The organism is Microbacterium sp. Y547 (assembly GCF_057669785.1).
This window is the reverse complement of the sequence record NZ_JBYHFN010000004.1, coordinates 142,763-154,227: the sequence shown is the minus strand read 5'-3', so window position 1 is coordinate 154,227 and position 11,465 is coordinate 142,763. Positions and strand designations below refer to the sequence as shown.

Sequence of the window (11,465 nt, the reverse complement as noted above, 5' to 3'; positions counted from 1 at the left end):
TGCCTCAGCGCGCCGTGAGTTGGTCGTGGTCGGCGAGTGCCGTGGCGTCTTCGGCGTCGCGCATCGCCCGGCGCGCCGCATCAAGGGCGGCCACCGGGTCGGTGGACTGCCGGGCGTTCGCCAGTTCGGCCTGCGCCGACTGCAGGCGGGCGCGGGCGTCGGCTCCGGCGTGGTGACGCGTGACGGATGCCTCGGCGTGCACGAGCGCGGCGCGTGCGGCCGCGAGGGTTCCGGGAAGGGCGGTCCGGGCACCGCGCAGCCGCTGCTGGGCTGTCCAGGCGTCGCCGAGGGCGAGATCGAGCCGGTCGCGCAGACGCGCGATGGCGTCGACCGTGCGGGTGGGGTGGCGAGCGGCATCCCTCTCGAGGTTCGAGAGGGCGGTGTCGATCGCACGCAACTCGATGCCGAGGCGCGCGGCGTCGTCGGGTTCGAGGCGCACGCGGGTCGTCAGCGCGCCGCGCACGGCGTTGCGCGCCGAGTCGAACTCGCCCGGCAGCGCCTGCGCCGCCTGGAGCACGAGCCGGTGCGACTCCTCGAGGGCGCGCGCGTCGTTCTCTGCGGTACGCAGGCGACGCTCGGCGGCTGCCAGGTCATCGAGCGCGGATCGAGTGGGGTCTTGCGCAGCGGCGGCCGCGCGGTCGAGCAGGAGTTCGGCCTCGGCGGCGCCCGCGACGGCGCCGCGCGCCGATCGGGCGGCGCCCGTCCACTCGCTCTCGGCGAAGCGTGCCGACAGGTCGGCGACGAGCGCGTGGGGGTCGCCCATCGTCGTGCGCAGCGCGCGCAGGCGCCCCCGCGCGGACTCGACCTGGGCGGCGGCCGAGACGTGCGCGCGCGTCCAGGCGTCGTGTTCGGTGCGAGCCGCCTCGATGCCGGCGAGGGCTGCGGAGGCCCGGCGCTGGATGCGCGACGCGACGCGACGCACGTCATCGGGCGCGGCGGTGTCGCCGGTGATCGTGCGGTATTCGTCGAACGATGCGTCGCGTACGTGCTGCGCCGTCATGCGCGCGCGCCGCAGGGACGCCGGCGCCCCGCCGCCGTAGAGCGCGCCCGACAGGCCGAGGTCGAGGTCGAGTTCGTCGACGGCGTCGTCGAGCCGGACCAGGGCTGCACCGGCTTGGGCGCGCGACTGCGCTGCCGCCGCACGGGCGCGGGGCGAGTGCCGGGCGCGCCGCAGGGCCCACACGGCGGCGACGGCTCCCACCGCAGCGACGCCGAAGACGACGAGGGCGGGAATGAGCCAGCCGAGCGGGTCAGTCATCGGCGCTATCGGTCAGGAGCACGGATCGCAGGCCCTCGGCGTCGTCGACGACAGCGGTGGCACCATCGGCCTCGTGCGGCCAGCTGAAGCCCCAGCGCACGAAGATGACGGGCACGCCGTTCTCGGCTCCGCCTTCTATGTCGTGGTGCCGATCGCCGACGAGAACGGGGCGGCTCGTGTCGACACCGAGCTCGCGCAGGCGTCGCAGCGATTCGCCCACGACATCCGCCTTCGTGGCGAGTGTGCGCTCGTCGGGGGTCGCGCCGACCAGCGTGCGGAAATGCGGTGCGAGGCCGAAGTGCTCCATGAGCGCGCCGACCTGGAGCTCGGGCTTGGACGACGCGGTCGCCTGGGGGATGCCGGCGGCGTCGAGATCGGTGATCAGCTCGGCCATGCCGGGGATGAGCTTCGCGCCCGAGGTGTAACCCTCGCGGTGCGCGAGCGCGCGGTAGAAGGCGACGGCCTCTTGCGCTTCGGCGGGGGTCATCCCGACGTTGTCCTGGAACGAGTCGAACTGCGGCGGGCCGATCCAGTGCGCGAGTTCATCACGCAGCGGAGGCGTGCGCCCGAAGTGCTCGAGGGTGATCGTGAGCCGACGCAGGATGCCCTCGGAGGCATCCACGATGGTTCCGTCGACATCCCACAGGATGCAACTCCAGGGCGATCGGCTCGGCATACGAACCACCATAGGTGTCAGAACAAACGGGGGGCACCGGACTCGATGCCCTTCATGCCCTCGTAATCCAACGTGACGCACCGGATGCCGCGGTCGGCGGCGAGCACGCGCGCCTGCGGTTTGATCTCCTGCGCCGCGAAGACGCCCGTCACGGGAGTCAGGTGCGGATCGCGCCCCAGCAGCTCGAGGTAGCGCGTCAGCTGCTCGACGCCGTCGATGTCGCCGCGGCGCTTCACCTCGACCGCGATCGTGCCGCCCGCCGGGTCGCGCAGCAGCAGGTCGACCGGACCGATCGCGGTGGGGAACTCGCGACGCACGAGCGACACCCCCTCGCCGATGACGTCGACCTGTTCAGCCAGCAGGCGCTGCAGGTCGGCTTCGACGCCGTCCTTCTGCAACCCGGGGTCGATGCCGAGCTCGTGCGATGAATCGTGCAGGACCTCGTAGATGCGCACCAGCAGAGAGTCGCCCGACTTGGCATGCGTCACGCGCCAGTGCTCGAGCACGCCCGCGCTCGCCGACTCCTCGTCGGGGGTCTCCACCGTCAGAGCGCACGGCGGCGACATCCAGTTGAGCGGCTTGTACGAGCCGCCGTCCGAATGCACGAGCAGTGAGCCGTCGCCCTTGTGCACGAGGAGCCGCGTCGCGAGCGGCAGGTGCGCGTTGAGTCGACCGGCGTAGTCGACGGAGCAGCGGGCTATGACAAGACGCACCCGACGAGCCTAATGCCGGCGTGGGCGGGCGGCGGCGTGGTCAGCCGCCCGTGCCGAGGCGGGAGCCGGCGACGGGCTTGGCCGCACCCGAAGCGAGTCCGGACAGTGCGATGAGAGCGACGAGGATCCACAGCGTCGGGAGGAGCCCGACCTGGTGGCTGATCCAGCCGAGCACGGGAGGGCCGCACAGGAAGGCGACGTAGCCGATCGTCGCGGCCGCGCTCACCGCCGCCGCCGCCCGGGTGGGATCATCTGCGGCGGCCGACATGCCGAGGGGGAAGCCGAGCGATGCGCCCACGCCCCACAGCGCGACGCCGACGAGGGCGACGGGCAGGTTGGGGGCGAGGATGAACAGCGTGAGTCCGCCGGCTGCGGCGATCGCGAGGATGCGCAGCGTCCAGACGCGTCCGAAGCGGTCCACGAGCGGCCCGCCGACCGCACGCATGACCGTCATCGCGACCGAGAAGACCGTGAGGGCGATCGCGCCCTGCGCCTCGGTGCCGGCGTGCCCGTCGACGACGGCGAGGGGCAGCCAGTCGTTGGCGCCGCCCTCGGCGAAGGCCATACCCAGCATGATGAGCCCGATGAAGTAGATGCGCGGTTCGCGCCACACCGCCAGCGCCGCGAGGAACCGTTCGCGCCGCGACGCGGGGGCACCGTCCGTGCCGGGGTCGCTCGCGAACGCGCGGAGCGGGACGAATCGCACCGCGACGGCAGCCGTGGCCACGACGACTGCTCCGAGCGTCCACAAGTGCGCGGCTACCCCGACTCCCCACGCCGTCATGGCGACCCCGATGCCCGCGCCGGCGACCGTGCCGAGGCTGAACAGCGCGTGGAAAAGCGGCATCAACGTGCGCCCGAGGCCCCGCTCGTTGGCGGCGCCCTCGACGTTCATCATGATGTCGGTGCCCGCCATGCCGAGGCCCATCACCGCGAGCCCTGTGGCGGTGAGCGCATACGACGGCACGACGTCGACGCCGATGCCGACGATGACGAGACCGACGCCGAAGATCGTGAGACCCGCGAGCAGTCCGCGCCGCGCCCCCCACTGCGCCAGCACGGCGCCCGCGAGCGAGAGTCCGACGAGCGATGCCGCACCCAGCACGAACAGCAGGAGGCCGACTTCGAAGTCGTTGATCGCGAGTGACGACTTCACCGAGGGGATGCGCGACGCCCAGGTCGCGAACCCGAGACCCGTCGCGAAGAAGACCGCGAAGATCGCGTTGCGCCACCGGACCAGCTCTCGGCGGGGGAGCGTCGTCTGCATCGGGACACTGTATCGAATCGTTTCGACGCTTAGCAGGATGGGGCTACGATCGGTCGGACATGAGCACGCGTCGCCCGACCATCACCGACGTCGCGCGCGAGGCCGGAGTCTCGCCGTCGACGGCGTCCGTGGTCTTCAGCGGCAAGACGCCCGTCTCGGACGCGACCCGTGCACGCGTGCTGGACGCCGCCGGACGCCTGGGCTACACCGGCCCCGACCCGCGGGCTGCCTCGTTGCGCACGGGGCGCTCGGGCATCGTCGGAGTGGTCTTCCAGGAGCACCTCGGCACGGCGTTCCTCGACCCCGTCAAGACCCTCACGATGGACGGCCTGGCCGACGGCGTCGCCGACCTCGGGGCGGGACTGCTGCTGCTGCGCGATCCCCCCGACGCCGATGCCGCCTCACCCTCCCTCACGACGGCGCCGATCGATGCAGCCGTGCTCATCGGCTGCAGCGCCGAGCTGCGGCGCTCGCTCGACGACGTCCGCTCCCGGGGCATCCCGGTCGTCGTGATCGAGGGGGATGCCGGCGAAGGCGTGCCCCGGATCGGGCTCGACGACCGCGAAGCGCAGCGCCAGGCCGCGAGTCACCTGCGCGGGCTCGGACATGCCGATGTGCGCATCGTCACGCTGCCGCTGCACCACGGCTGGACCGGCGGGTGGGTCACGGCCGATGCTCCCACCGCGATCGAAGTGACGCGTGAGCGTCTCGCCGGCGCGCGCGACGTGTTCCCGGATGCCGCGGCCTATGCCGCAGCCGCCAGCTCGATCGACGAGGGGCTCACCGCGGGCCGCGCGATCTTCGCCGATGCTCGGCCGACCGCGATCATCGCGCAGAGCGATCTGCTCGCGACGGGGATCATCCGCGCCGCCGAGGAGGCGGGACTGCGCGTGCCCGACGACCTCTCCGTGACGGGCTTCGACGGAGTCGCGGTCGACGGCCTGGCGCCATATGTGCTGACGACTCTCGTGCAGCCGGCGACCGAGAAGGGGCGCAGCGCCGGACGCGCCGTGGCCGCTCTGCTCGCGGGTCGCGCGGCAGCATCCCTGCGCTTCACGTGCGTGTTCCGCGAGGGGAACACGACGACGATTCCACGGGCCTGAATCGCCCGATCCGGTTCGGAGGCGAACGTCACGCCGTTAGACTTGGCCCCAGACTTCGTTCCCCCAGCCGCCCGCGGATACGTCCGCCCGACGACTATTGAGGAGGGCCGCCCTTGCTGCTCCTCCTCGGCGCGTTCGCGGTCGTCCCGATTCTGCTGCCGTGGCTCGTTCACCGCATCGGTCCGCGCGCTTTCTTCGCCGCGGCTCTGTTGCCGACCATCGCGTTCATCCACGCGGCGATGCAGGCACCGATCGTTCTCGCCGGGGGAATTCCGTTCGAGACATATGACTGGATCCCCACGCTCGGGATCCAGTTGTCGATGCGCATGGACACCCTGTCGTGGATCATGACGCTCATCGTCACGGGCGTCGGCGCGCTCGTGATGTTCTACTGCCGCTGGTACTTCGGGGGCAAGAGCGAGGGCCTCGGCCAGTTCTGCGCTGTGCTGCTCGCGTTCGCGGGAGCCATGTACGGGCTCGTGCTGACCGACGACCTCGTCGTGCTGGTCATGTTCTGGGAGCTCACGAGCGTCCTGTCCTACCTGCTCATCGGGTACTACAACCGACGCGGCGCAAGCCGGCGTGCGGCGCTGCAGGCGCTCCTGGTCACGACGCTCGGCGGTCTCGTGATGCTGATCGGCGTCGTCCTGCTCGTCGTGCACGCCGACACCTCGAGCATCTCGACGATCCTCGCCGAAGCGCCCACGGGAAACATCGTGAACGCGGCGCTCGTGCTCATCCTGGTCGGGGCGCTCAGCAAGTCGGCGATCTTCCCCTTCCACTTCTGGCTGCCCGGTGCGATGGCGGCGCCGACGCCGGTCAGTGCCTACCTGCATGCCGCGGCCATGGTGAAGGCGGGCATCTACCTCATCGCTCTCTTCGCGCCGATCTTCGCGATGGCCCCGCCGTGGCGGCCCATCCTCGTGGGTCTGGGCACCCTGACGATGCTCCTCGGCGGCATCCAGGCGCTTCGCGAGACCGACCTCAAGCGCATCCTCGCGTTCGGCACCGTGAGTCAGCTCGGCCTCCTGACTCTCGTGCTCGGCTACGGCATACGCGACACGGCGCTGGCAGGACTTGCCCTTCTCATCAGCCACGCCCTGTTCAAGTCATCGCTGTTCCTCATCGTCGGTGTCATCGACCGGCAGCTGTCCACGCGTGACATCCGCGAGCTGAGCGGCGTGGGCCGCCAGGCCCCGGCACTTGCCACCGCTGCGATCGTCGCGGTGTCCTCGATGGTCGGGATGATCCCCACGATCGGCTTCGTCTCGAAAGAAGGCGCGCTGGCCGGATTGCTGTACGAGGCGATGGCGGGCGAGCCGTGGGGCATCGTCGCTCTCGTGGGGATGTCCCTGGGCTCGGTCATCACGGCCGCCTACGGCGTCCGGTTCGTGTGGGGCGCGTTCTGGACCAAGAAATCCGCCGCGCCTGTCGCCGCGGGAGCCCGTCGTGCCGAGAAGCGCGTCGAGGTCGCGATGCCGCGCACGGAGTGGCCTCATCCCCCCGTCGGCTTCGTGCTCGCCCCTGCCCTCCTCGCCGCGCTGACTCTCGTCACCGGTTTCGGGGCGCCGTTGCTCGATGTGGCGCTCTCGGGCTACGCCGACCTCTCCCCGACGGCGACACCGGGCATCACGCCGCCCGAAGGGGTCGCGCACCTCGCCCTGTGGCACGGCTTCGAGCCGGCGCTGTGGATCTCGATCGGCACCCTCGTGTTCGGGTTCCTGCTGTTCTGGGTCACCAAGCGCGGTTTCACGCGCCGCGTGCTCCCCTTCACATCGGCCGATGTCTACAACGGCGTCCTGCGCGGAATCGCGCGCGTCTCTGTGCTGACGACGAGCTTCACCCAGCGCGGATCGCTCCCCGTCTATGTCGGCACGATCTTCGTCGTGCTGATCGCCGCCGAGACCACGGCGTTCGTGATGGGCGGGGATTGGGTCATCAGCGTCGACGGATGGCACACCCCGATGCAGCTCGTCGTGGCGCCCGTCATGATCATCGCCGGCATCATCGCCGTACGTGCCCGCAAGCGGTACACGGGCGTCGTGCTCGTCTCGGTCACCGGCTTCGGCATGGTGCTGCTGTTCGGAACGAGCGGGGCCCCCGACCTCGCCCTCACCCAGATCCTCGTCGAGACGGTCACCCTCATCGCGTTCGCGCTCGTGCTGCGGCGCATTCCGTCGCGCATGGGAGAGCACAACGGCTCGGTGCAGCCGGTCATCCGGGCGGTTTTGGCCATCGCGGTCGGCCTCACGATGGCCGCCGTCGCCCTCATCGCGACCGGTGCTCGTGATTCCGTCCCCATCTCGAATGAGTTCCCCGACCTCGCGTACGAGATCGGCCACGGACAGAACATCGTCAACGTCGCCCTCGTCGATCTGCGTGGCTGGGACACGATGGGCGAATTGTCGGTGCTCATCCTCGCCGCCACCGGCGTGGCATCCCTCGTCTTCGTGACGCACCGCGCCGACACCCTCTCGCTCGTGACGGCCCTGCCCGCGTTCTCGAACCGCACGCGTCGCCCCCTCGTCGAGACGGACGAAGGCGTCCGCCCGCGCACGGCGGCCACATCCGGTCGGCGTCAGGCCTGGCTCGTCGGCGGGCAGCGGGTGAATCCCGAGAACCGCTCGATGATGCTCGAAGTCATCGTGCGGATCCTGTTCCACACGATCATCATGGTCTCGCTGTACCTGCTCTTCGCCGGTCACAACCTGCCCGGCGGCGGTTTCGCCGGGGGACTGGTCGCCGGCATGGCGCTCGTCATGCGCTACGTCGCCGGCGGACGCTACGAACTCGGCGCGGCAGCACCGGCGGATGCCGGTCGACTGCTCGGCGTCGGGATGGCGCTCGCCGTCGGCTGCGCGATCGTGCCGCTGTTCTTCGGCCAGGCTCCGCTGACGAGCACGGTGTTCGAAGCCGACCTCGTCTTTCTCGGCCACGTCGAGTTCGTCACCTCGACGCTGTTCGACGTCGGTGTCTACCTCGTCGTGATCGGACTCGTGCTCGATGTGCTGCGCAGCCTCGGCGCCGAGGTCGACCGGCAGACGCAGGCCCTCCTTCGACAGGCTCAGACCTCCGGCGAACCGGGTCAGGAACCGCGTGGGCAGGGGGTGACCGTCTGATGGGCAACTCCGGAGGGTACGACGTGAGCCTCGTGCTCGTCATCATCATGGCGGCGCTGTTCGCATGCGGTGTGTACGCGATGCTCGAGCGCAGCCTGACGCGCGTGCTCATCGGATTCCTGCTGCTCGGCAATGCGGCGAACCTGCTGCTGCTCATCGTGATGGGCCGGCCCGGCGCCGCACCGTTCTACGGGGCCGCCGACTCGGTCGATGAGCTGTCCGACCCGTTGCCGCAGGCGCTGACGCTCACGGCCATCGTCATCACGTTCGCCGTCTCGGCGTTCCTCCTCGCGCTCATCTACCGGTCGTGGCAGCTCGGCCAGGCTGACACGGTGCTCGACGACGAGGCCGACGTCGAGGTGCGCGAGCGCAGTGCCGAAGCCGAAGACGTGCTCGATGACGAGACCGAGATCGAGGACGAAGACGACGACGTGACGACCGACTTCATCGGCAGTGAGACGGCGCCCATCACGGTGCTCGGCAGTCGCGACGTGCCCGCGCTGAAAGACGACGCCCCCCTCGACCGGCCCGGTCGCCCGACGGGAGGTGACCTCGGATGAGTGCCCTCGTACCGCTGCTGGTGACGCTGCCCCTGCTCGGGGCCGCCGTCGCACTCATCGCCGGCCGTCACCGCAAGACGCAGGTCTTCGTGTCGATCGTGACGCTCACGCTCGTTTTCGCCATCGCCGCGGTGCTGCTGGTCACCGTCGACCTGACCGATCAGCCGATCGCCGTCTCGGTGGGCGGCTGGCCGATCCCGTTCGGCATCGTGCTGTACGTCGACACGCTGTCCGCGCTTCTCGTGGCGGTCTCGAGCCTGGTCCTGCTCGCGGTCCTGCTCTTCTCGGTCGGCCAAGGCGCCGTCGACAACGACGACGAGACTCCCGTCTCGATCTTCCACCCGTCGTACCTGATCCTCGGCGCCGGCATCTTCAACGCCTTCATCGCCGGTGACCTCTTCAACCTCTACGTCGGCTTCGAGATCCTGCTCGTCGCGTCGTATGTGCTCATCACCCTCGGCTCCACCGAGTCGCGCATCCGCACGGGTGTCGTCTACATCGTCGTCTCACTCGTCTCGTCGATCCTCTTCCTCGCGGCGATCGCGGTGATCTACGGCGCGCTCGGCACCGTGAACATGGTGCAGATCGCCGAGCGGATGTCCGAACTCCCGCAAGACACCCAGCTCGTTCTGCACCTGCTGCTGCTCGTCGCGTTCAGCATCAAGGCGGCGGTCTTCCCGCTGTCGTTCTGGCTGCCCGACTCATACCCGACGGCGCCCGCGCCCGTCACGGCCGTCTTCGCGGGCCTGCTCACCAAGGTGGGCGTCTATGCGCTCATCCGCACCGAGACGATGCTGTTCCAGGACAACGATGTCAACGTGCTCCTGCTCATCGTCGCTCTGCTGACGATGATCATCGGCGTTCTCGGTGCGCTCGCGCAGGCCGAGTTGAAACGCATCCTGTCCTTCACCCTCGTGAGCCACATCGGCTACATGATCTTCGGACTCGCGATCGCGACGCCTCTCGCGATCGGCGCGACGATCTATTACGTCATCCACCACATCGTCGTGCAGACGACGCTGTTCCTCGCCGTCGGATTGATCGAGCGTCGAGCAGGCAGCACATCGATCCTGCGCGTCAAGGGCATGATGCGCGCGGCGCCGATCATCGCCGTGCTCTACTTCATCCCGGCCGTCAACCTGGGCGGGCTGCCGCCGTTCTCGGGCTTCATCGGCAAATTCGCGCTCTTCGACGCCGCCGCCCAGGTCGGAACGCCGCTCATGATGGTGCTCATCGTGAGCGGCATCGTGACGAGCCTCCTCACCCTCTATGCGCTCATGCGGGCGTGGAACCTCGCCTTCTGGCGCGAAGACGACGAGTTCGCCGAGGCCGAGGTCGAGGCGCGCGTGTCCTACCTCGGCGGAGCGCCCGCCGCGAAGCTGCAGACCGAGCGCCGCGCCATCCCGCGAATCATGACGACGGCGACGGCCGGCATGGTCGCCGTGACGGTCGCGCTGACCGTGTTCGCCGGTCCGCTCTACGCACTCTGTGCGCGAGCCGGTGAACAGCTGATGAGCCCCGTGACGATCATCGATCTGATCGAGGAGGCGCAGCAGTGAGCCCCGACTCCCGCCCCGCCTCGGTGCTCTCGCAGCTGTGGCGCCAGCTGCCGTTCTTCATCTGGCTCATCGCCCTGTGGATGCTGCTGTGGGGTCAGTTCTCGTGGGTGTCGTTCATCACGGGGCTCGCGGCGGCAATCGTCGTCACGCGGTCGTTCCGTCTGCCGCCGGTCGAGCTGTCGGGCCGGATCAATCTCTGGTACGGTCTCGTCTTCATCGTGGTCTTCGCGTTCTCGGTCGTCGCCGGATCGCTCATCGTCGCGTGGCAGGTCATCAACCCGCGTCGCCAGCCGGGGGCCGCGATCATCGCCGTGCCGATGATGATCGATGACGACCTCATCATGACGCACACCGCCGTCACGTGCTCGCTCATCCCGGGGTCGCTCATCATCGACGCCGATCGTGATCGCGGCATCCTCTACCTGCATGTCATCGGTGTGCACAACGCCGCCGACGTCGAGAAGCAGCGCCAGGACGTGTATGCGTGGGAGCGCCGTATCGTGATGGCGGTGGGCTCGCGCGCTCAGGTGCAGACGATCCGGGATGCCGACGCCCGTGCCGTCGCGATCGGAGGCGCCGCATGAACGCCCTCCTCATCGCCATCTACGTCATCTTCGGCGTCTCGGCGCTGCTGACGATGTGGCGCATCATCATCGGGCCGTCGATCCTCGACCGAGCCGTCGCTTCCGATGTGCTCATGACGCTCGTCATGTGCATGCTGGGCGCCGACATGGCGATCAATCAGCACACACGTACGCTTCCGGTGCTGCTGATCATCGCCGCCGTCGGCGTCTTCGGTTCGATCTCGATCGCTCGGTTCGTCGCGAGAAGAGATGGGCAGCGCTCATGACCGCCGACCAGTGGATCGACCTCGCGGTGTACGTGCTGATCCTGTTCGGCGCGCTGCTGTGCCTCACGGCCGCCATCGGCATCCTGCGCTTCCGCGACGTGCCGACGCGTCTGCACGCCGCGACGAAGCCGCAGGTGCTCGGGCTCATCCTGATCTGCCTCGCCATCGCGCTGTCGCTGCGTTCGTGGCCCGTCGTGGCCTTCCTCGCGCCGATCGTCCTCGTCCAGCTCGCAACCGCGCCGCTCTCGGCGCACATGGTCGCCCGCCAGGCGTACCGCAACGGCACGATCCAGGAGTCTTCGCTCTACACCGACGAACTCGCCGCAGCGCGCCAGACACCGCCGGCAGCCGGAGGCTGAC

11 protein-coding genes are annotated in these 11,465 nt (G+C 69.5%); 7 read left to right on the top strand and 4 right to left on the bottom strand.

Annotation, left to right across the window (positions count from 1 at the left end; all coding sequences use genetic code 11):
* Positions 1-4: 4 nt before the first annotated feature.
* From AC25Y0_RS07920 to AC25Y0_RS07905, 4 genes are read right to left on the bottom strand one after another with little or no spacing between them, the layout of a single operon-like run.
* Positions 5-1,258: a hypothetical protein gene (locus AC25Y0_RS07920; RefSeq protein WP_488134479.1), complete on the bottom strand. Its 1,254-nt coding sequence runs from the start codon at positions 1,256-1,258 to the stop codon at positions 5-7.
* Entirely contained in the window at positions 1,251-1,934 is a 684-nt protein-coding gene (locus AC25Y0_RS07915) for an HAD hydrolase-like protein (protein ID WP_488123687.1), read from the bottom strand. The genes AC25Y0_RS07920 and AC25Y0_RS07915 overlap by 8 nt, the downstream gene beginning before the upstream one ends.
* A 17-nt stretch (positions 1,935-1,951) precedes the next feature.
* On the bottom strand, positions 1,952-2,647 hold the full coding sequence (gene nucS / locus AC25Y0_RS07910; protein WP_488134478.1) for an endonuclease NucS: 696 nt from the start codon (positions 2,645-2,647) through the stop codon (positions 1,952-1,954).
* Positions 2,648-2,687: 40 nt separating this feature from the next.
* Entirely contained in the window at positions 2,688-3,914 is a 1,227-nt protein-coding gene (locus tag AC25Y0_RS07905) for an MFS transporter (RefSeq protein WP_488123689.1), read from the bottom strand.
* A gap of 59 nt (positions 3,915-3,973) precedes the next feature.
* On the opposite strand from AC25Y0_RS07905, the gene AC25Y0_RS07900 reads away from it, so the two are divergent.
* The 7 genes from AC25Y0_RS07900 (at position 3,974) to mnhG (ending at position 11,464) form a co-directional block, all read left to right on the top strand.
* The gene (locus AC25Y0_RS07900; protein ID WP_488134477.1) at positions 3,974-5,017 is read left to right on the top strand and encodes a LacI family DNA-binding transcriptional regulator; all 1,044 of its coding nucleotides are present in this window, start codon (positions 3,974-3,976) and stop codon (positions 5,015-5,017) included.
* Between the two features lie 113 nt (positions 5,018-5,130).
* Positions 5,131-8,136, top strand: a complete 3,006-nt coding sequence (locus tag AC25Y0_RS07895) for a Na+/H+ antiporter subunit A (RefSeq protein ID WP_488123691.1) — start codon at positions 5,131-5,133, stop codon at positions 8,134-8,136.
* On the top strand, positions 8,136-8,696 hold the full coding sequence (locus tag AC25Y0_RS07890; protein WP_488123692.1) for a Na(+)/H(+) antiporter subunit C: 561 nt from the start codon (positions 8,136-8,138) through the stop codon (positions 8,694-8,696). Before AC25Y0_RS07895 ends, AC25Y0_RS07890 begins: the two co-directional genes overlap by 1 nt.
* Positions 8,693-10,255: a Na+/H+ antiporter subunit D gene (locus tag AC25Y0_RS07885; protein WP_488123693.1), complete on the top strand. Its 1,563-nt coding sequence runs from the start codon at positions 8,693-8,695 to the stop codon at positions 10,253-10,255. Before AC25Y0_RS07890 ends, AC25Y0_RS07885 begins: the two co-directional genes overlap by 4 nt.
* A complete protein-coding gene (locus AC25Y0_RS07880) occupies positions 10,252-10,839 on the top strand; it encodes a Na+/H+ antiporter subunit E (protein WP_488123694.1) in 588 nt (195 codons plus the stop codon). Before AC25Y0_RS07885 ends, AC25Y0_RS07880 begins: the two co-directional genes overlap by 4 nt.
* Entirely contained in the window at positions 10,836-11,105 is a 270-nt protein-coding gene (locus AC25Y0_RS07875; protein WP_488123695.1) for an MrpF/PhaF family protein, read from the top strand. The genes AC25Y0_RS07880 and AC25Y0_RS07875 overlap by 4 nt, the downstream gene beginning before the upstream one ends.
* Complete coding sequence (gene mnhG, locus AC25Y0_RS07870; protein ID WP_488123696.1) at positions 11,102-11,464, top strand: monovalent cation/H(+) antiporter subunit G; 363 nt, start codon at positions 11,102-11,104, stop codon at positions 11,462-11,464. Before AC25Y0_RS07875 ends, mnhG begins: the two co-directional genes overlap by 4 nt.
* Position 11,465: the final 1 nt, after the last annotated feature.